Origin of the sequence: Roseibium sp. FZY0029 (assembly GCF_036350355.1) — a bacterium.
In the GTDB taxonomy this organism is placed as follows: Bacteria; Pseudomonadota; Alphaproteobacteria; order Rhizobiales; family Stappiaceae; genus Roseibium.
In genome coordinates, this window is record NZ_JAZDVZ010000002.1 from 506,436 (window position 1) to 525,400 (window position 18,965).

General features: G+C 60.4%; 17 protein-coding genes. 10 read left to right on the top strand and 7 right to left on the bottom strand.

What is annotated here, in order from left to right:
- Positions 1–204 precede the first annotated feature (204 nt).
- The 5 genes from V1T76_RS06905 to V1T76_RS06925 all read right to left on the bottom strand — a co-directional run bounded on the left by V1T76_RS06905 (position 205) and on the right by V1T76_RS06925 (position 7,653).
- A complete protein-coding gene (locus V1T76_RS06905; protein ID WP_330559887.1) occupies positions 205–4,518 on the bottom strand; it encodes a hypothetical protein in 4,314 nt (1,437 codons plus the stop codon).
- Positions 4,519–4,611: 93 nt separating this feature from the next.
- Positions 4,612–5,343, bottom strand: coding sequence for a MotE family protein (locus V1T76_RS06910; RefSeq protein ID WP_330559889.1), 732 nt, complete (start codon positions 5,341–5,343; stop codon positions 4,612–4,614).
- Positions 5,340–5,897, bottom strand: a complete 558-nt coding sequence (locus tag V1T76_RS06915; protein WP_330559891.1) for a DUF6468 domain-containing protein — start codon at positions 5,895–5,897, stop codon at positions 5,340–5,342. Before V1T76_RS06915 ends, V1T76_RS06910 begins: the two co-directional genes overlap by 4 nt.
- A complete protein-coding gene (gene fliM, locus V1T76_RS06920) occupies positions 5,894–7,090 on the bottom strand; it encodes a flagellar motor switch protein FliM (protein ID WP_229597946.1) in 1,197 nt (398 codons plus the stop codon). The genes V1T76_RS06915 and fliM overlap by 4 nt, the downstream gene beginning before the upstream one ends.
- Before the next feature lie 50 nt (positions 7,091–7,140).
- Positions 7,141–7,653, bottom strand: a complete 513-nt coding sequence (locus tag V1T76_RS06925; RefSeq protein ID WP_330559892.1) for a flagellar basal body-associated FliL family protein — start codon at positions 7,651–7,653, stop codon at positions 7,141–7,143.
- Between the two features lie 282 nt (positions 7,654–7,935).
- On the opposite strand from V1T76_RS06925, the gene flgF reads away from it, so the two are divergent.
- The 7 genes from flgF (at position 7,936) to V1T76_RS06960 (ending at position 15,312) form a co-directional block, all read left to right on the top strand.
- Positions 7,936–8,676 carry a flagellar basal-body rod protein FlgF gene (gene flgF / locus V1T76_RS06930; protein ID WP_330559893.1) on the top strand — a complete coding sequence of 247 codons (741 nt, stop codon included), beginning with the start codon at positions 7,936–7,938 and terminating at the stop codon, positions 8,674–8,676.
- A gap of 22 nt (positions 8,677–8,698) precedes the next feature.
- Complete coding sequence (flgG, locus tag V1T76_RS06935) at positions 8,699–9,481, top strand: flagellar basal-body rod protein FlgG (protein WP_330559894.1); 783 nt, start codon at positions 8,699–8,701, stop codon at positions 9,479–9,481.
- A gap of 17 nt (positions 9,482–9,498) precedes the next feature.
- Entirely contained in the window at positions 9,499–10,482 is a 984-nt protein-coding gene (gene flgA, locus V1T76_RS06940) for a flagellar basal body P-ring formation chaperone FlgA (RefSeq protein ID WP_330559896.1), read from the top strand.
- On the top strand, positions 10,483–11,232 hold the full coding sequence (flgH, locus tag V1T76_RS06945; RefSeq protein ID WP_006932678.1) for a flagellar basal body L-ring protein FlgH: 750 nt from the start codon (positions 10,483–10,485) through the stop codon (positions 11,230–11,232).
- 183 nt (positions 11,233–11,415) lie between these two features.
- Positions 11,416–12,180, top strand: a complete 765-nt coding sequence (locus tag V1T76_RS06950) for an NAD(P)H-dependent oxidoreductase (RefSeq protein ID WP_330559897.1) — start codon at positions 11,416–11,418, stop codon at positions 12,178–12,180.
- A gap of 134 nt (positions 12,181–12,314) precedes the next feature.
- Entirely contained in the window at positions 12,315–13,121 is an 807-nt protein-coding gene (locus V1T76_RS06955) for a lytic murein transglycosylase (protein WP_330559898.1), read from the top strand.
- 208 nt (positions 13,122–13,329) lie between these two features.
- Positions 13,330–15,312: a bifunctional 2',3'-cyclic-nucleotide 2'-phosphodiesterase/3'-nucleotidase gene (locus V1T76_RS06960; RefSeq protein WP_330559900.1), complete on the top strand. Its 1,983-nt coding sequence runs from the start codon at positions 13,330–13,332 to the stop codon at positions 15,310–15,312.
- Positions 15,313–15,597: 285 nt separating this feature from the next.
- Here the strand turns inward: V1T76_RS06960 and dksA are convergent, their stop codons facing one another.
- Together dksA and V1T76_RS06970 are read right to left on the bottom strand one after the other, a co-directional pair.
- Positions 15,598–16,014: an RNA polymerase-binding protein DksA gene (gene dksA, locus V1T76_RS06965; RefSeq protein ID WP_006932683.1), complete on the bottom strand. Its 417-nt coding sequence runs from the start codon at positions 16,012–16,014 to the stop codon at positions 15,598–15,600.
- A 165-nt stretch (positions 16,015–16,179) separates the two neighbouring features.
- Complete coding sequence (locus V1T76_RS06970) at positions 16,180–16,599, bottom strand: flagellar assembly protein FliX (RefSeq protein ID WP_040439388.1); 420 nt, start codon at positions 16,597–16,599, stop codon at positions 16,180–16,182.
- Between the two features lie 331 nt (positions 16,600–16,930).
- On the opposite strand from V1T76_RS06970, the gene V1T76_RS06975 reads away from it, so the two are divergent.
- The 3 genes from V1T76_RS06975 to V1T76_RS06985 are packed head-to-tail and all read left to right on the top strand — an operon-like array spanning position 16,931 to position 18,857.
- A complete protein-coding gene (locus V1T76_RS06975; RefSeq protein ID WP_442970096.1) occupies positions 16,931–18,055 on the top strand; it encodes a flagellar basal body P-ring protein FlgI in 1,125 nt (374 codons plus the stop codon).
- Positions 18,055–18,366 carry a rod-binding protein gene (locus tag V1T76_RS06980; RefSeq protein ID WP_330559902.1) on the top strand — a complete coding sequence of 104 codons (312 nt, stop codon included), beginning with the start codon at positions 18,055–18,057 and terminating at the stop codon, positions 18,364–18,366. The genes V1T76_RS06975 and V1T76_RS06980 overlap by 1 nt, the downstream gene beginning before the upstream one ends.
- On the top strand, positions 18,363–18,857 hold the full coding sequence (locus tag V1T76_RS06985) for a flagellar protein FlgN (protein WP_330559903.1): 495 nt from the start codon (positions 18,363–18,365) through the stop codon (positions 18,855–18,857). The genes V1T76_RS06980 and V1T76_RS06985 overlap by 4 nt, the downstream gene beginning before the upstream one ends.
- Positions 18,858–18,965: the final 108 nt, after the last annotated feature.

Genomic DNA, 18,965 nt, shown 5'->3' on the forward strand with positions numbered 1-18,965 from the left:
CATTGCCCCTGTGCTCACCACAGGTATTGGGCTGCGCCGAAAGCATTCAGCTCGTCGTCTGCGGCTGCGTCACGTTGCGAGCAGGCGTCTGACTGGAGACGTCGGCGGCCCCTTGTGATGCAACCTCTGGCCGGAAACTGGCCAACCACGGCTTGGCGACAGTGCCGCAATCGCGACCATATCCGCGTCAATCAGGCGATCGCGTCAACCAGCCGTTTCGTCCGTTACCGGAGCAGCCGCGGACTGATCCGGGCTGCGGTCAGGCGACATGTACTGGCGCCGGTATTCCTTCAGGAAGGTTTCCAGGGAATCGATGTCGGCCAGTCGGTTGGCAACCTCGAGAAACTCGACGCCCTGCGCCTCGATAGGCCGGGTGACGACTTCGAAGGACATGGCCTCCGGGCTGTCGGACATCTTGCTCATGTATTTCGTCTGCAGCCGCTCCAGGCTGAGCTGGTCGCCCGCAAGGGAATAGGCGATGGCGGCCCGCAGGATGTCTCGGCGTTCCAGGTCGTCCAGCGGGATGTTGTCGGACCAGCGTGAGCCGTGCATGGCTTCCAGCTGCTCACCTGCGTCCCGCCAGCTTTCGGCTGCCCAGAACGTATCCGCCCGCAGCCGGTCGACATCCGACCCGCGCATGTTGCGCACCAGTTCCAGCGCAAGGTCAGGACGCCCGCTTTCGGTCAGCGCACGGGCTTCAACGATGTTGCGCTGACGCTCGAGTGTCGATGGCAAGCTCGCCTGCCGCGTCCGGTTGAGCACGCGCAGGGCTTCTTCGGCCTTGCGGTCCATCAGATAGATCGCGGCCAGATCCGCGGCGATCTGTGCCCGGGCAGCACCTTTCAGCCGGTTATCGACCTGATGGCGCAGCAGTTCCGTGGCCTGGTCCAGCAGATCGACTTCCACCAGCCTCTTGGCCAGAAGCCGGACCATCTCGTCGCCCTGCCGACCGATCGGCACCAGTTCCCGGAAATCATAGAAGAGTGCCAGCGCCTTCACCGGCGGCATTTCATCCGCCTTGCCGTCCAGGAAGAGCGCTTTGAAAAGGCCGTTCATTTCTTCCTGCAGCAACCGCGTGGTGTCCGCATCGGGCTCGGCCTGAACGGCCGACTTCATGGCTTCGAAGGCTTCGCGGTATTGCCCCTGTTCAGCATAGAGTTGTGCCAGAAACCGCAAGGTCTTCAATTCGATTTCATCGCCACGCCAGGACGTTGCAAGCCCTGCAAGCTGGTCGATGGCTTCATCAATGGTAAGTTCGCCGTCCCGGTAGCGGATCCGGAGGGCCCGGTACTCCGCTTCAGCTGCGCGCGGCCTGTCATCGGACCTGGTCACCAGGTCGAACACGGTCAGCGCTTCCTGCGACCGGCCGGACGCATCGGCAACGCGGCCACGCAGGATATCGTAGCGGGCAGCCTGCGTCCGCGTCACTTCGGCAGGCTCGATCTCCGCCAGCATGCCGTTCGCTACCCCAAAATCGTTGACTTCAACCATGGCCTGGGCGGCGGCAAGCTTGAATTCCGTCTGGATCGCCGGAGGATAGTTGCCAACCACGGCCCGCCCTCTGGGCATGGCTATGCGCGCGGACGTCCAGTTGCCCAGTTTCACATCGACAATCGTCTGCCAGACTGCGGCGTCGGGACTGTTCTTCAGGTCTGGCCGGTTCAAATGGGCAAACGCGATGTCGGGCCTGTTTGCCAGGGTCTGGGCAGCCCCCATCATAAGGTTGAAGGAGCTGTCTTCGGCCAACGCCGGCTCTTCCTCCAGCGCAAGCTTCATCAATCCCAGTGCTTCCTGGGCAAACTGATGTGCCAGATAGAACCGTGACAACGCCATCAGCGCCTTGCGACGCTTGCCTGCCGGAGATTTCGCCAGCTTGTCCTGAAGCTCCTGCAGCCGTGTGCGGTAAGCACCGGGCCCTTCGGTGCTGAGCGAAACGAATTCGATGAAGTTGCTTTCCTCCGGATCGACGATCGTGCTGCTCGACCCGGTGCCGCCACGCAGATGCTGGCTGGAGAGCGCAAGGCCGCCTTCCTTCTCGATGATCACGTCGTCACCGATAATCTTCATCTTCAGACCGTCGGACTTCGGCACGACAGCGATGCCTTGCGCGGAACTGAGCGCATCCAGATCCACAAACGTCTGCTGTTTCAAAAGACCGCGTGGCGGCCCGAAACCGGTAACAAGCGAAATCGTGTCACCCACGAACGGGTCGGTCACCTGCCGGATGTTCTGCGGCTCCTGATAGAGCACGCGCAGCACGGAGCCGCCGTCGCCCCGCACATTCCGTTCCAGTTGCAGCGGAATGGAGGGCTCCAGAATCAGATCGCCAATCACAAGCGACCAGGCATTTCCATCGACCCCGACGGTGGCCAGCACCGGATCGGTCATATCCATGCGCAGGATTTGGTAATCGTCGAATTGCTGAACCTCGATGGTTTCCGCCGTTTCAGCCAGCGCAGACACCATCCCTCTGGTGTCGATCGTGGCATCAGTATCGAAAACCAGCCAGATACTGTCGTTGCGGCGGAACACCGCGCTGGAAACCGGCTCGGAGAACGGAAACACCACCCGGACCGTGTTGCCGATGCGCCGGGCTTCGGCGGAAACGAAATTGCGAACTTCTTCGGCGAAATTTTCCGGCGGCTGTTCCGGCGACGGACGCTCCTTCAATTCCTGACCGCCGGTGGCACGCCAGGTTTCCGGCGCGGATTGCTGCTGGCCTGGAAGCTGTATTCCGGCAGGGACCTCGCTGCCGCCCAGTGTCGGCGAGTTGAGGATTTGCACCGGCGCCGCGCCATAAGGCGCATTCGGCTGGCTGCCACGGTTGATTGCCTCAACCGGCTGCAAGGTCGGAATACCGTTGTTTTCGGGGACGGCCTCCTGCTGCTGATCACCGACCTGCTGGGTCGAGAGGTCCAGCATCGGGGCTTCCCGGACGATTTCGCCATCTTCCGGAAGCACTTCGTTGAGCGGCAAAGCACCGGGCTCGGTGGCCTGGGCAACAATAACCGCGCCGTCACCGGACTGGTTCGCGGCCTCGGTTTCGCCAGCCTGTGCAGTTGCTGGTGCAGCTGCCGGTGCTGTTGCAGGAATGGCGGCTGTCGTCAGCACTTCCGCCGCACTATCGGCAGAGACCGGCAGCACGGCGGCGGCAAGCTCGGGTGCAGGAAGCGTTTCGACCGCCGAAGCGGTCGTGAGGTCGTCAACAGCAGCGGCTGCGATCACGGTCCCCTCACCCGGCCCAGGTGGTGCATCCTCCTGCGGAACCGGCTTGGCTCTTGGAACCATGGCCAACTGTGTGTCGGCAGGTCCTTCCGCCCGGCCCGCTTCCGGGTCCGGCTCGGCCTGAAGCGACGCGGACGGGCCAGGAGCCTGGCCTGGTGACGACTGCGGCGCTTGCGGCGCCTGTGCGCCTTCGTCCGGCTTGCTGCTTCCCAGCGGAACCACGATATAGGCCGGCGATTCATCGGCCCTTGATTCCTTCAGCGCCCCGCCGCTTGTCGATGAAGCTGCCTCGGTCTGCGGGTTCCCGCGCGGGTCCTTGACCTCCCGCGTGTCCCGCAGGCCTGGCGCGGTAATCATGTTCGTGCGGTTTTCATTGTCCTCGACGGACAGTTCCTTGTTGATCAGCGCATTCGCAGGATCGTTGACTTCCATGTTTTCTGGCGTCACGTCGATGACGTAGGTCTGCTCCTCGCGGAACGCCCGGATGTCGACGGACGGCTCGACACGCATCAGGAATTTCAATTTGCCCTGGTCCAGGAAGGACGTCGCATCGATAACGCCCTGGGGCAGATGCGCGCGCAAATGGGCAATGTCTAGCTGTGCCGGATGATTGAAGGTCACCTTGATGATGTCGTTTTCCCGCACGAAGGCCGTGTCGAACTTGATCGACCAGTCGAACACCAGACGGGTGAAGGTCGGATGTTCGCCCACATGCAGCGTAACTTCGGGACCTTCCTGTGCCTTCAGCCGTGCCTGCTCGAGCGCACGGACCTTGCGCATCGCCTCTTCGGCGCGCTTGGCAAGATCGCGCACAACGTCATCGGGAAGACCCGGCGGCAGGCCTTGCCAGTCCAGCGGCAGGATATCGACGAACAGTTTTTCACCAGCTTCCAGCGTATTGATCTGAAACTGGTTCTTCAGCGCAAACCGGATGGCGCTGCCGTCCGGATCCCTGCGGGCGATGGTGACATAGTTGCCGAGATCCAGCGGAACATCATCGACATTGATGTCGATCGGATCTTCGAAGGAGATGCGCAGGACGCCTCCGGTAATGACGGCATCATAGATCGGCAGCAAGGTGCGATCCTTGAACGTCAGGACGATTCGGCCATAGCCTTCTTCCTGAGAAACGCTCAGATCAACCGGTTCCAGATTTTCGGATTGAGCCGAGGCGGCCCCTGTCAGACAGACAAGACCAAGCCAGATTGCAGCCAGCAGATGTGCGAAAACACGCACCCTGCCTGCAAACGCGGGAATTCCGCCGGTCTGGGATGTCAGGAAAGGTCCTGGCAAGATGTTCTGTCCTCGGATGACGCCAACACACTATTGTTAGTCAGGTCTTGTTAACGTGCCCTTACGCGATACGCGGGAATCCGGCCCTTCCGGTCAGTTTGACGGAATTTTCGGCAGCGTGTCCGGCACCTGCGCCTGTGCCTGCACCGGTTTTGCGTCCTCGGCGGGAATTGGCGAGGCGCTGGCGATTGCCACGGTCAGGCGTTCGGCCGCTTCGGGATCCATTTTCCCGAGGATATCCGCCATCTTGCGAGGTTTCATCTGACGCACCACCTTCAGCAGGACCGGCAGGCTCAGCCGGTTGAAGATCCGCGCGGCATCCTTTGGCTTCATGCTCTCATACATGGTCACCAGGCCGGCGATCTCGCTTTCTTCCTTCTCCTGCTTCTGCCCGACCGCAGCCTCGATACGCTCTTCAAGCTTTTTCAGCTCGTTGACCCGCTTCTGGATGCGCTCTTCCGTGGCCTGCAACAGCTTTTCGCGCAGGTCGAGCTGGCCTTCATGCTCCTGCAGCGTTTCACGCCGCCTGCCGAGGCTCTCCAGAACCGCGCGTTCGGCGGCCGAGCCACCGATTTCAAGACTGTCCGGCAAAACCGGCTGATCGGCCCCACCGCCTGGTGGCGGCGGTGGCGGCGGCGGACCATCCGCGGCCATCTCCGCTGTTGGCTCTGCCGCGTCGCCGCTGCCGTCCCCCGGTGTTTCCTGCGCGACTGCGCCGTTGATGGGCAGGTTGCTGCTCTGCGGCCCCAGCGCGAAGCCAAGCAGCTTCAGGGCCAGCAGAGCGCTTGCCGAAATCCCCAACAAAGGCAGCAGTCTTACATTCATGCAGCAGCACCGTTCCTTTTACGGAATTGTTCCAGCCGCGCTGTCGCTTCCGCCGCAGCACTGCGGATGTCGGAAGCCCGGCTGCTTCTGCGGCGCTCCGGCTCGACAGCCGGAGCTGCCTGGCCATAGCCTGCAGCCTGATGCGCGTATTGTTGCGGCTCCGGTTGCGTCGGAGCCACATAGGGATCGCTTCTCGTCACCGCTTCTCTTTGCGGTGCAGCCGAACGGGCGGCCTCCGCAATCTGCGATATCCGCGTGAATACTAGCTCACCTTCGCCGACTTGTTCGGCAAGAGTGTGAGACATGGTTTCCGCTTGCTTAAGACGGCTCCCGAGGGTCTTGTCGGCTTCCGCGGCGGTCGTCTTGAGGCCGAGAATGGCACGCTCGGCAATTTCCGTTGCCGTCATCAGCTCCGAAATGGTTGCCCGCAGCACCTCTTCATCGGCCCGCAAGCGCTGCAGGCGGCTGTTGAGTGTGAAGCAGTAGCCGATGGTGATCACGAGAAGAACCGCGACCAGTCCTTCAATGATCATTCCGAGTGGCAAAGAGCTCATTGGTCCCCCATTTCGCTTTGCATGGCGCGTTCGAAGGCCGCCAGCGTCATTTTTGGCTTGCGCAAGTTCTTTGCGACACGGATGGCGATGGAATCGTCCACTTTGCCGAGTGTTCCCTCGGTCAGTGGAATGTTGCCGCATTTGATCATCACCGGATCGGTCGGCTCCTTGTCGAAGACAAGCGTCTGACCGACATCCAGGCTGAGTACCCGCCCGAGCGGCAGGTAGGTCTCGTAGAGAACCGCATCGACCTCGACTTCGGCAGCGTGAATTTCGGTCGCCAGATGGCCTTCCCAGATCGGGTCCCGGCCGAATTTTTCCCCCATGAACATTTGCAGCAGCAGATCGCGGATCGGCTCCAGCGTTGCATAGGGCATCATGATTTCGACGGACCCGCCCCGGTCTTCCATGTCGATTCTGAGTTCGACGAGAATGGCGGCGTTGGCGGGCCGGGAGATCGCGGCAAAGCGCGGGTTCGTCTCCAGACGTTCCAGGTTGAAGTGCACCGGCGACAACGGCGCGAAGGCGTGCTCGGCGTCCTGAAGGATGAGCGCCACCATCTGCTGGACCAGACCGGTTTCGATCGTTGTGTAAGGCCGGCCTTCTACACGCACCGCGGAGGTGCCGCGCCCGCCGCCCAGAAGCACGTCGATGATCGAATAGATCAGGCTGGATTCAACGGTTATCAGACCGAAACCGTCCCATTCCTCGGCCTTGAAGACACCGAGAATGGCCGGCAGCGGAATGGAATTCAGGTAATCGCCGAAACGGACCGAGCTGATGGAATCGAGCGACACTTCCACGTTGTCGGACGTGAAGTTGCGCAAGGAGGTGGTCGTCAGACGCACCAGACGGTCGAACACGATTTCGAGCATCGGCAGACGCTCGTAGGAGACCATCGCCGAGTTGATCAGTGCGCGGATGCCGCTCTGGTCGCCCGCGATCGTGTCCTCGATGTTGAAGCCGAGGAGGTTGTCGATTTCTTCCTGGTTCAGGACACGGTCGGCACCGCGCGTGGCGTTTTCCAGATCCGGCTCACTGTCATCGATCATGGCCGCCCACTGGGCCGCCATGTCGTCGGAGCTGCCGGCGCCCTGCTCCTCTAGAGCAGCACCCCACGCCGCGGCGAGATCTTCGTCGTCGTCGCTGCCGGCGCCCTGCTCTGCAAGAGCGGCTCCCCAGGCATCGGCCATGTCCTCTTCGGACAGGTCGTCATCGTCGTCGATATCAGCCATCTATAAAGTCACTGGACAAGGATTTCCTTGAACAGCACCCCTTCAACTTTCGCCGGATAGACCGACAGATTGATCCGTCTGAGCAATTCTTCCTTCAGGCGGAACAAACCGGCAGACCCTTCCAGGTCCGCGGGGCGAAGCTCGCGCAGATAGATCTGAAATGCGTCCAGGATCCTGGGCAGATACGGCTGGATCTGATCGATCATCGCGCGGTTCTCGACTTCCAGAGCAATCCGGACCTTCAGATAGGTCGTGCGCCCTTCCGTCGCCAAATTCACTGTCATTTCCGGCAGATCGTAGAAGACCACCGGCTTTTGCACTTCCTGCGGCGCCTCGGTATCTCCTGGAACCGGCGCCGGGGCGCTCGATCCCATCAGAAAGTAATAACCCGCCCCGCCCGCGGCCAGCAGAACCACCAGACCGATGCCGCCGAACAGGATCAGCTTCTTCTTGCGGCCACCGCCGCCAGCTTCAGCTCCATCCTCGCCGTCTTCTCCGGCTGCGGCATTTTCATCCGTCATTCCGCACTCCGATCTGCAGGCGCTCGCGCGCGCTTATTTATTACTAAAGAGTTAATGGTTAACGAATGGTTACCGAGCCATTAACGCGAGTCACCGGGCAAAAATTGCCAAGTGGTTAACTTCTGCCGGAATCTCTTGCCGCATGCACCCGCCCCATTTGTTTTTTACCCAGATTTCCCAAGGATTTAAAAACTGGCACGCCTCGTGCATTAACCTTAACGAGCCAGCGGATCTGGGGAGATCAGCCGGCTTACTCGGGGAGCACGAAGGGAACCGTTCACTATGGAGAACGCTCAACTAGTTGCCTTATCAAGGCAATCGATCCTGCGGAACCATCTGGATGTGATCGCCAACAACATGGCGAACATCAATACATCCGGGTTCAAGTCGCAGAATCTGCATTTTGCGGAATACATCATGCCAGTGGCAGACGGCTCGGTATTTGAGCCGCAGGACCGCGCCATTTCCTACGTCGACATGTTCACGACGCGGACCGACTTCACGCATGGTCCGATCAAGATGACGGGTAATGAATTCGACCTGTCGCTCAACAGCGATGGTTTTTTTGCTGTGCAGATGCCCGACGGCACCGAAGCCTATACGCGCAGCGGCGCGTTCCGGCTCGACTCGACCGGGCAGTTGATTTCCGCGGATGGCAGCCCGGTCATGACGGACCAGGGACCGATCTCCTTCAACGCCGATGACGGCCGCGTCGAGATCGCCCAGGACGGCACGATCTCGACACGCCTGGGCATTCGGGGCCGCATCAAGGTCGTCGATTTCGAAGACCCGCGGACCCTGGAGAAGATCGGCAACACGATGTTCAAGGGTGAAAACCCGATACCGGCCCAGGAAGTCCGGATGGTCCAGGGCGCCGTCGAAGGGTCAAACGTCTACGGCATCACGGAAGTCACGCGCCTCATCGAAGTGACACGCGCCTACGACTCCACGGCCAAGATCGTGAAAGACCTGGATGAGCTGCGCCAGCAGGCGATCTCCACCCTCGGCAAGCTGCAGGCCTAAGAGCCTCTAAGGGATCACTACCATGAAAGCACTTCATATCGCCGCAACTGGCATGAAGGCCCAGGAACTGAACGTCGAAGTCATCTCGAACAACGTCGCCAACATGCGGACGACGGGTTTCAAGAAACAGCGTGCCGACTTCCAGGACCTGCTCTACCAGAACCTCCGGCGCATGGGCACGGAAACGTCCGACTCCGGCACCATCGTCCCGACCGGTATCCAGATCGGCTCCGGCGTCAAGATCGCGGCCACCGGCCGCATCATGTCCCAGGGCTCTCTGGAACAGACCGGCAAGGAACTGGATCTGGCCATCCGCGGCGAAGGCTTCTTCCAGATCGACATGCCGGATGGAACGACGGCCTACACCCGCGACGGGTCGTTCGAGCGCGATGCCAATGGACAGCTCGTGACCATTGACGGTTACACCGTCAATCCGGGCATCAACATTCCGCAAGCGGTGAAGGACGTCACCATATCCAACACCGGTGTCGTTCAGGGCGTCGACCAGGCCGGCAACACGGTGCAGCTCGGCCAGATCCAGCTTGCCCGCTTCGTCAACAAGGCCGGTCTCGAAGCCATCGGCGACAACCTCTACCTGGAGACCGACGCCAGCGGCGCACCGGAAACGAGCAATCCGGGCGACGAGAGCTACGGCACAGTGCAGCAGTACTTCCTGGAAATGGCCAACGTGGATGCAGTCACGGAAATCGCCGACCTGATTTCCGCTCAGCGCGCCTACGAGATGAACTCACAGATCATCCAGGCCGCCGACGAGATGTATTCCACCACCACCAACCTCCGCTAAGACCGAGGCTTGAGACGATGATGAGACATCTGCTGAAAGCTGCATCCGGACTGTTGCTGGCGAGCTTGCTGGCCCTGCCCGCCGCGGCGGACGAAAAGCCGGTCCTGCGGTCGCAGGTCATGACCCTGTCGGACATCGTGACCGTTGGCGACTTCTACTCCAATGCCGGTCTTCTGGCATCCAAGCCGCTGTTCCGGTCTCCTGACATGGGGACTTCCGGCAATGTGCCAGCGGATGTCGTTGCCGAGCGTGCTCGCGCGGCCGGACTGGAAACCGCAGGCACCGACGGGCTGAGAACTGTCGTCGTCTATCGGGGGGCAACACGGCTGAACCATGACCAGCTCGCAGGTCTTGCCCGCAAGGCCCTGGCGGAACGCAATGCCGGCCTCGACTCCGAGCGCCTCGACATCCGCCTGCTGCAGGCTCCTGACGAGGTTCTCGCCGATCCGAAGGTCCACGACCCGATCCGGATCGACCGGGTTGAGTGGAACCAGTCAAATGGCCGCTTCACGATCCAGGCAACCGTGGCGGTCGAAGTCGGCACCGAACCGCTCACCCTGACAGGTGTTGCCACCGAGATGGTCGATGTGCTGGTTCTGGTGCAGCCCGTGCGCCGCGGCGACATTGTCCGCGAAGAAGACCTGAACATCATTCGCGAAGCCCGCACCAAGGTGCCGGCAGGTGCCCTCACCGAGGTCGAAGACATCGTCGGCAAGCAGGCCCGCACAACCTTGCGTGCAAATGCCCCGCTGTCCCGCAACGACCTTCAGCGCCCGATCCTGATCGAGCGCGGCGAGAAGATCACGGTGACATACGTCATGCCGGGCATGAAACTGACCTCGCGGGCCCAGGCCATGGATACCGGTGCCAAGGGCGACGTGATCGATGTCATGAACCTGCAATCACGGCGCATCGTGCCGGCGACGATCACCTCACGCGGCCAGGTACGCGTTCACGCCACCAATCCGATTGTCGCAAGCTTGGACAGCGAGAAAAATTAAATGCTGAGCACATTTCCCAGACACCTGCTGGCAAGCATCGCCCTTTCCACCCTCGCTGCAGGGTGCGGCACCGCCGACAAACTGGCGAACGTCGGCCAGCAACCCGCCCTGAATGCCATTCAGGATCCGACCACCACCCCGGGCTACCGGCCGGTGCAGATGCCGATGCCCGAACCGCAGCAGGCCCATTACAATCCCAACTCGCTGTGGCAGTCCGGCAGCCGTGCCTTCTTCAAGGATCAGCGCGCCAGCCAGGTTGGCGACATCCTGACCGTTGTCGTTACCATCGACGACCAGGCCGAGATCGAGAACAAGACGGAGCGTAAACGCAGCGAATCCAGCGGCGCTGGCGTCGGCGGTGCTCTTGGCACAGCGATCGACACCATCTTCCTGCCCGCAAGTTCCGCTGCCAGCGATCTGGCCAACGTCAACAGCGACTCCAGCTTCTCCGGAGACGGCAGTGTGGACCGCAACGAAACCCTGCAGACCACAGTCGCCGCCGTGGTGACCCAGGTTCTGCCGAACGGCAACATGGTGATCGAAGGCCGGCAGGAAGTCCGCGTGAACTTCGAAGTCCGCGAGCTGATCGTCGCCGGTATCGTCAGGCCTGAAGACATCACGTCCGACAACCGCATCGCCAGCGAGCAGATCGCCGAAGCGCGGATCGGGTATGGCGGCCGCGGCCAGATTACCGACGTTCAACAGCCCCGGGTCGGCAACCAGGTCCTGGATATCCTGCTGCCGTTCTGATCCCTAGCCTTTCTCAGTCCCCCGGCCGAAATCTGCGGCGTGTTCTAGAAGCGCCTCAGGACCGGCTGATGACGGGCACGATGTCTCGCTCCCCGAGCATCGTGCCCGTTCTCATTTCCAGACCGGAGAAGACCGGTTAGAACTTTTGCGTGTTTTGTTACCCTTTCCGGAAAGTCCAATCGCGTGACCACCACCCTGATCGTTCTTGCCCATCCTGCTGAAACCTCCTTCAACGCCGCCTGGGCGCGTGCAACCGAAGCCGCCTGCCAGGCCGAAGGGGAAGAGGTGCTTTGGTCCGACCTCTATCAGCTCGGTTTCGATCCGGCGGAACGGGCCGAACACTACGCAGCGGACATCGTTACCGATCCCTACGACGTCCTGAAAACCCAGGAAGCCGCCTCCAGAACCGGAAACCTTCCTGCGGTTATTGCCAACGAAGTCGAAAAGCTGCGCAAGGCGGACCGGATCGTGTTCCATTTTCCGGTCTGGTGGTTCGCACCGCCCGCCATTTTGAAAGGCTGGTGCGAGCGTGTTCTGACCAACGGCGGCCTGCACGACACCTCCAACCGTTTCGACACCGGACACTTCAGGGGCAAGCCGGTGCTTTTCTGCGTCACGACCGGATCCAAGGCCAGCGAAAGCGCCCACAACGGCAAGGAAGGCGACATTCAGATGCTGCTATGGCCGATGGCCTACACCCTGCGCTATCTGGGCTTCAGTGTTCTGGTGCCCCGGATCGTTCACGGAGTGCACGGCTATCACAAAGGGGCGGCAAAGGAAGACCTGGAAACACGCCTTCAACACGAGATCGATCGCCACCGGGAAACGATTGCCCGTTTCGAAACTCTGCCGAAAATCGAATTCAACGCCGACAGCGACTTCGACAGCGCCGGCACACTTGACCCCGGAGCACCCTCTCACAGCCATTTCATCCGGCACACGCCCTGATTTCACGGTGCAAGGCAAAGACCGGCGCTAGATTTGTCCACCGCCGGGGCCGATTTTCGTCTATCTAGCGGATGACGCTAGCGGTTTTTCAGATAGAATGGTGACAACCTTCTTATTGGCACAACGGGGTTTCGATGCGCCTTCTTTCAGCAGTCGTCTTTGGATTTGTTCTTCTTTCCGCACCCTCCGCCTGGAGTGCCTCATGCGGCAACGGACCGGGCGGTTTTGAGGCCTGGAAACAGGCTTTCATCGCAAATTCTCAAAGCTACGGCCTCAAGCAAAGGGTCGTGGAATCGTCTCTCAAGAACGTGAAATACAGCAAGAAGGTCGTCTCGCTGGACCGCAACCAGAAATCCTTCAAGCTCAGCTTCAACCAGTTCTATGCCAAGCGGGTCAACAACGCGATGATCCGGCGTGGCAAGCAACTCGGCAAGACCTACGCCCGCATCTTCCGGGGCATTGAAAAGAAATACGGCGTACCAGCGCCCATCCTGCTTGCGATCTGGGGCCTTGAAACCAACTACGGCAGTTTCTCCGGCAATATGCCGGTTCTGCAGTCTCTCGCAACACTGGCCTATGATTGCCGCCGGTCCGATTTCTTCACCGCGGAACTGGTTGCCGCGCTGACGATCGTTCAGCGGCGGGACATGCAGCCGGCGGAAATGAAGGGCGCTTGGGCCGGAGAACTCGGCCAGACCCAGTTTCTCGCTACCAGCTATGTGCGCTATGCAGTCGACTATGACCGCGATGGCCGCAAGGATCTGATCCGCTCCATCCCGGATGTGCTGGCTTCCACCGCAAACTACCTGGCTCAGAAAGGCTGGCGGCGCGGCCAGGGCTGGGCCCCCGGCACGGCCAATTACAACGTTCTCAAACAATGGAACAAGGCCAGCGTCTACGTGGAAACGATCTCGGTCATGGCTGGCCAGATCAGCGAATAAACCCGCGTTGACCACTCACAATCCAGCTTGACAAAACTGCCGATCCGGGCAGCAATTTCTGTCACACGGGTGTAACCCTTGCGGACCAATACCGTTGGATGCGGACACATGCTGCACAGCGGGCGCTGGCGGCTGCGAGCATGCCATGCGCTGTTCCCACCGGGCAACAACGACACAAACCCTAGAGTAGCCGAACAGGAGCCAACCGATGTCCACTTTCAAAGACTTTTCGATTTCCCGGCGCACGCTCCTGATGGGCGCAGCGGCAACAGGCTTCACGGCTGCGCTTCACCCCTATTCCGTTTTGGCCCAGGAAGGCACGGCGCACCTGCGCCTGATGGAGACCACCGACCTCCATGTTCATGTGTTCCCTTACGACTACTACAGCGACAAACCGGTCGATACCGCAGGACTTGCCCGCACTGCCACACTGATCCGCGACATCCGAAACGAGGCGACCAATTCCGTCCTGGTGGACAATGGCGACTTCCTGCAAGGCAACCCCATGGGGGACTATATCGCCTATGAACGCGGTATGCACGAAGGCGACCTGCACCCCGTGATCAAGGGCATGAACGTTCTTGATTTCGACGCGGCAACGCTCGGCAACCATGAATTCAACTACGGCCTGGACTTCATGATGAAAGTGCTGGCCGGTGCCAATTTTCCCGTTGTCTGCGCAAACCTCGTCAAGGGAAGCACGCTTGCGGGCAATCCGCGCGACGACGCCTTGTTCCTGAAACCCTATGTGATCGTCGAAAAGCAGGTCACGGACGGTGCCGGAAAGACCTACCCGATCAAGATCGGCTTCATCGGGTTTGTGCCGCCGCAGATCATGAACTGGGACCGCCGCCATCTGGAAGGCAACGCCAATGCGCGCGACATCGTAGAGACCGCCAAGGCCTTCGTCCCGGAAATGCGCGAACAGGGCTGCGACCTTGTGATCGCCCTCTCCCACTCGGGGATTGACGCCAACGACTACTCCGAAGGAATGGAAAACGCCTCGCTGCACCTTGCCGGTGTCGACGGCATCGACGCCGTCTTTACCGGTCACCAGCATCTGGTTTTCCCGGGCCCGCAATTTGAGGGTGTGCCGGGTGTCGACAGCGAAAAAGGCACCCTGTTCGGCAAACCGGCCGCCATGGGCGGTTTCTGGGGATCGCATCTGGGCGTGATCGACCTGATGATCGAGCGTGATGGCAACGGCTGGCGTGTCGCCAATTTCATGACCGAAGCACGCCCGATCTACGAAAAGGACGGCCGCACCGTAACGCCTCTGGTGGAGAGCCAGCAGAATGTGCTCGACGCCGTGCAGGAAGACCACGAGGCAACCCTTGCCTATGTCCGCCGGCCCGTCGGCAAGACATCCGCACCGCTTCATTCCTATTTTGCCCTGGTTGCGGACGACCCGAGCGTCCAGATCGTGTCCAAGGCGCAGATCTGGTACATCGAACAGATGCTGAAGGGCACCGAGTGGGAAGGCCTGCCGGTGCTCTCGGCCGCAGCCCCCTTCAAGGCCGGAGGTCGCGGCGGCCCCGACTATTACACCGACGTTCCGGTCGGCGATGTCGCCATCAAGAACGTGGCCGATCTGTATCTTTATCCGAACACCGTTCGCGCGGTCGCCATCAAGGGCAGCACGGTCAAGGAATGGCTGGAGCGCTCTGCCGGAATTTTCCAGCAAATCGAGCCGGGCAAAGCCGACCAGACGCTGATCAACCCGGAGTTTCCAAGCTACAATTTCGATGTGATCGACGGTGTCACCTATCAGATCGATCTGAGCCAGCCGTCGAAATATGACTCCAAGGGTGAAGTCATCAATCCGGACGCGAGCCGCATCGTCAATCTGCAGTTTGACGGCGCACCGATCGAACCGGATGCCACATTCGTGGTCGCAACCAACAACTACCGCGCAGGCGGCGGCGGCAATTTCCCGGGCATCAACGACGATGTCGTCATCTTTGTCGGCCCGGACACCAACCGCGACGTTCTGGTGCGCTACATCGTCGAACAAGGCACGATCAACCCGTCGGCAGACGCCAACTGGTCATTCAAATCCATGCCGGATACCACCGTCCTGTTCGAAACCGGCCCAGGCGGCACGCAGCACGCTGCCTCGGTGGAAGGGGTCAGGATTGAACCGGCGGGTGACGGCGCAGATGGTTTCGCCCGTTACCGGATCACGCTTTGAACGTCCTCGACTGACGTGAGCCTGCTTTAACGAGCAGGCGACACTCCCAAAACCTTATCCTGAGGAAGTGCATTGCGCGCTGTCTCGAAAGTTGGGCCGCATGCTTCTGAGTGTACTGCCCATCCCTCGAGACGGACCTGAAGGCCCTCCCCAGGATTAGGTGGTGTGGGATTGCCGGCTCGGGGCTTGAGCTCGCTGACCATAAAAAAACCTTCCCGCGAGGGGAAGGTCTTGAAAGTCGTTACGGATCTGCCGTCTGTGCGGCAAACCGGCCGTTTCTGGAAATCAGTCGTCGCGATACACTTTTTCCCGACGCTCGTGGGCTTCCTGAGCCTCGATCGACAAAGTTGCGATCGGGCGCGCCTCGAGGCGCCGAAGAGAGATCGGCTCGCCGGTCTCTTCGCAATAGCCATAGCTTCCGTCTGTAATGCGTTCCAACGCATCATCGATCTTCGAAATCAGTTTCCGCTGACGGTCCCTGGCACGCAGTTCAATGGAGCGGTCTGTTTCGGATGACGCACGGTCGGCAAAGTCAGGATGGTTCTGGCTTTCCTCCTGAAGATTGGCGAGGGTTTCCTTGCTTTCCTTCAGGATCTCTTCTTTCCACACAAGCAGCTTGTTGCGAAAGTATTCGCGCTGCCTGTCGTTCATGAACGGCTCGTCTTCCGAGGGTCGATATTCAGACTCAATTTCTACCGTCATCGATAGCTCCGGATTACCGTTATGCCGGGCGCAATATATAGACCGTTCCTTCAACCGACAACGGTTCATTTGCGAAAAATGGCATCAAAGAAAGTTTATACCTTTCAAGACGTTGCGTAATTTTTGATCATTAAGATGGCAAATTTTGACCGTTTTAGAGTCCTCTTAGTCCTGGAATCGCCCAAGCTTTGCGAGCTCGACTTTGACCCGCAATTCGATCTCCTCCAGCACCGAATCGATCTCAGGATCGCCGCTCGACTGGCGTTTGGAAACCTGCCTGGCGAGCAGTTCCAGCCTGTCTTCCGACACATGCCCGGCGAGCAAATCGGCACGCACGGATTCCAGCGTGTCGAGCAGATTGTGTCCATGCTTTGTGGCCCGGGACCGGCGCTCGGCGCGGTCGTCCACCTCCTGCAGAGCCAGCAAGGCATCCATGCCCTGAATGGACGCGCCGCCTGCGGTCTGGGAAGACTGCGAGACCTCTCCCCCCAGATCCGGTGCGAACTGGTTGCCGCCAGATGAGACACTCTTCTTGGCACCGCGGCCCTGAACGCCGGTAATGGGTTTATTGCCTGTAATACGCATGATCGATCTTTCGGTCGGTCTGACGGTCATTCTGGCGTATGGAGCGGCTCAGCCCGTCAGATTCTGCCGGGAAGGGTAAATGAGTCCTTAGGGGTGAGGCAATATTTGCCGACCGGCAGGTGCATTTCTTTAACCCCAAACGACAGTTTTACGTGAACATACTCGCCATCATACCAGCAAAGGGCGCAGAATTCCGTCACTTTGATGCAAAGAACCACCGCTTTTCAAAAAGTGGCACGGCTCTCGCATTGCGCATCTCAGAAAATTGTCTCCCGGCCCCGCGCCGGAAACACAAAGACGGGCCAGATCGGTAATGCAACAAGTTGGTGACATGATCTGCAGAGGGTTCAAGCGGCTGGCACTTCTGGGGGCTGCCGCCGCAGTTGCTGCAACGGCCTTGATGGCGCCGGCCCAGGCCGCGTCCCGCATCAAGGACATCGCCGATTTCGAAGGCATTCGCGAAAACCAGCTCATCGGCTACGGCCTTGTGGTCGGCCTGAACGGAACCGGTGACTCGCTCAACAACTCGCCTTTCACCCAGCAGAGCTTGCAGGCCATGCTGGAACGCCTCGGCGTCAACACCCGCAATATCGACCTCAATACCAACACCGTCGCCGCCGTCATGGTGACCGCCAACCTGCCGCCCTTCTCCACTCAGGGCACCCGGATCGACGTCAACGTTAGTGCGCTTGGCGATTCTGAATCCCTCCAGGGTGGCACGCTTCTGGTCACGCCGCTGGTCGGCGCAGACGGTGAGGTCTACGCCATCGCTCAGGGCTCGATCGCCATCGGCGGTTTTTCCGCTCAGGCAGATGCCGCGTCCGTCGTCCGCGGTGTCCCGACCGCAGGTCGCATCGCAAACGGCGGCCTGGTGGAACGCGAGCTGGATTTCAAACTGGCATCCCTGACCACGCTCCGCCTCGCCCTGCGCAATCCGGATCTGACGACAGCGCGGCGCATTGCCCTGTCCGTCAACGAACTGATCGGCATGCCGACGGCCGAGCCTCTCGACCCGGCCACCGTGCGCATCGACCTGCCCCAGCAATATGACGGCAACATCGTCGACCTTCTGACAGATATCGAACAGTTGATCGTCGAGCCGGATCTGGCCGCCCGGATCGTCATCGACGAGAATTCCGGCATCATCGTCATGGGCCAGGATGTGAAAGTGTCCATGGTCGCCGTTGCCCAGGGCAACCTGACCGTGACCATCGCCGAATCTCCGCAGGTCTCTCAGCCTCTGCCTTTCGCCAATGGCCAGACTGCCGTGGTGCCGCGCTCCGACGTGAGCGTTGACGAGGAAGGCTCCAAACTCGCCATCGTTCCGCAGACCGTCACGCTGAAACAGCTTGTCGACGGGCTGAACGCCCTGGGCATCGGTCCGCGTGACATGATCTCCATCCTGCAGGCCATCAAGGCCGCAGGCGCCCTCCAGGCCGATATCGAGGTGCTCTGATGGCCGAGCTGGTTTCTCCGAAGTCCTTTCAACAAAGCCCGTTGGACACGCTGCGCGGCGTTGACCGGACAAACAAGACCCGGGTTCGCGAGGCAGCCGAGGAGTTCGAGGCGGTTTTCCTGAACACCATGCTCCAGAACATGTTCACTGGCCTTGAGAATGGCGGCACCTGGGGCAAGGGCCACGGGGCGGATGCCTGGCAGAGCCTTCTGGTCGACGAATATGCACGCAACATCGCCGCGAGCGGCGGCATCGGCCTTGCCGACAGCGTGGAACGTGAATTGCTCGCATTGCAAGAGGGGTCAAGATGACCGCACAACCCAACGCCTCCACCTTTCCGTTTTCACTGGACCGGCCCACCAGCCAGCAGGAAGCCGAGCAGTTCTGCTCCGCCCTTTCCGGCACAATGGAAGCCCTCTTGTCCGTTATCGAAATGGAGACCGACCTGGTCAGGGCTGGCAAGCTCCGCGAAGCCGGCGAACTTCAGCCGGACAAGGCCCGGCTGATCCATGAGTACACGCGCGGCATGATGACCGCCAAGGAACACGCTGTGGCCCTGGGTAATCTGTCCCCTGCCTCCACCCAGTCACTCCGCAGGCAGCACGCCGAGTTCCAGCCGGTTCTGCGCATCAATCTGGCAGTGCTTTCAACCGCGAGGGAAGTTGCCAGCAACATCGTCGCAAGTGTTGCCAAGGCGGCCGGCGCGAAAAACGCCAATGCGCCGACAACATATGGACGCAACGGTTCCGCACCGGTCGGTCCTCAGTCTGCCCGCGGCATCGCCGTCAATCAGTCGCTGTAAAGATTTCGGTCAGGCTGTAAGAAGATCGAAGTAATGCGGTGCTTAAAGAAAGGCTCCCTCATCGGGAGCTTTTCGTGTATTTGATGGGCTCCCTAAGCTCATCCGGTT

Bases quoted from the DNA above. Each gene is read 5' to 3' on its own strand.
- V1T76_RS06955 (WP_330559898.1), top strand. From the start codon at position 12,315: ATGCGCCTTCTTTCAGCAGTCGTCTTTGGATTTGTTCTTCTTTCCGCA.
- flgH (WP_006932678.1), top strand. From the start codon at position 10,483: ATGCTGAGCACATTTCCCAGACACCTGCTGGCAAGCATCGCCCTTTCC.
- V1T76_RS06980 (WP_330559902.1), top strand. From the start codon at position 18,055: ATGGCCGAGCTGGTTTCTCCGAAGTCCTTTCAACAAAGCCCGTTGGAC.
- V1T76_RS06970 (WP_040439388.1), bottom strand. From the start codon at position 16,599: ATGCGTATTACAGGCAATAAACCCATTACCGGCGTTCAGGGCCGCGGT.
- V1T76_RS06960 (WP_330559900.1), top strand. From the start codon at position 13,330: ATGTCCACTTTCAAAGACTTTTCGATTTCCCGGCGCACGCTCCTGATG.
- flgA (WP_330559896.1), top strand. From the start codon at position 9,499: ATGATGAGACATCTGCTGAAAGCTGCATCCGGACTGTTGCTGGCGAGC.
- V1T76_RS06910 (WP_330559889.1), bottom strand. From the start codon at position 5,343: ATGAATGTAAGACTGCTGCCTTTGTTGGGGATTTCGGCAAGCGCTCTG.
- flgF (WP_330559893.1), top strand. From the start codon at position 7,936: ATGGAGAACGCTCAACTAGTTGCCTTATCAAGGCAATCGATCCTGCGG.
- V1T76_RS06975 (WP_442970096.1), top strand. From the start codon at position 16,931: ATGATCTGCAGAGGGTTCAAGCGGCTGGCACTTCTGGGGGCTGCCGCC.
- V1T76_RS06915 (WP_330559891.1), bottom strand. From the start codon at position 5,897: ATGAGCTCTTTGCCACTCGGAATGATCATTGAAGGACTGGTCGCGGTT.
- V1T76_RS06925 (WP_330559892.1), bottom strand. From the start codon at position 7,653: ATGACGGATGAAAATGCCGCAGCCGGAGAAGACGGCGAGGATGGAGCT.
- dksA (WP_006932683.1), bottom strand. From the start codon at position 16,014: ATGACGGTAGAAATTGAGTCTGAATATCGACCCTCGGAAGACGAGCCG.
- V1T76_RS06985 (WP_330559903.1), top strand. From the start codon at position 18,363: ATGACCGCACAACCCAACGCCTCCACCTTTCCGTTTTCACTGGACCGG.
- fliM (WP_229597946.1), bottom strand. From the start codon at position 7,090: ATGGCCGATGCCTGGGGAGCCGCTCTTGCAGAGCAGGGCGCCGGCAGC.
- flgG (WP_330559894.1), top strand. From the start codon at position 8,699: ATGAAAGCACTTCATATCGCCGCAACTGGCATGAAGGCCCAGGAACTG.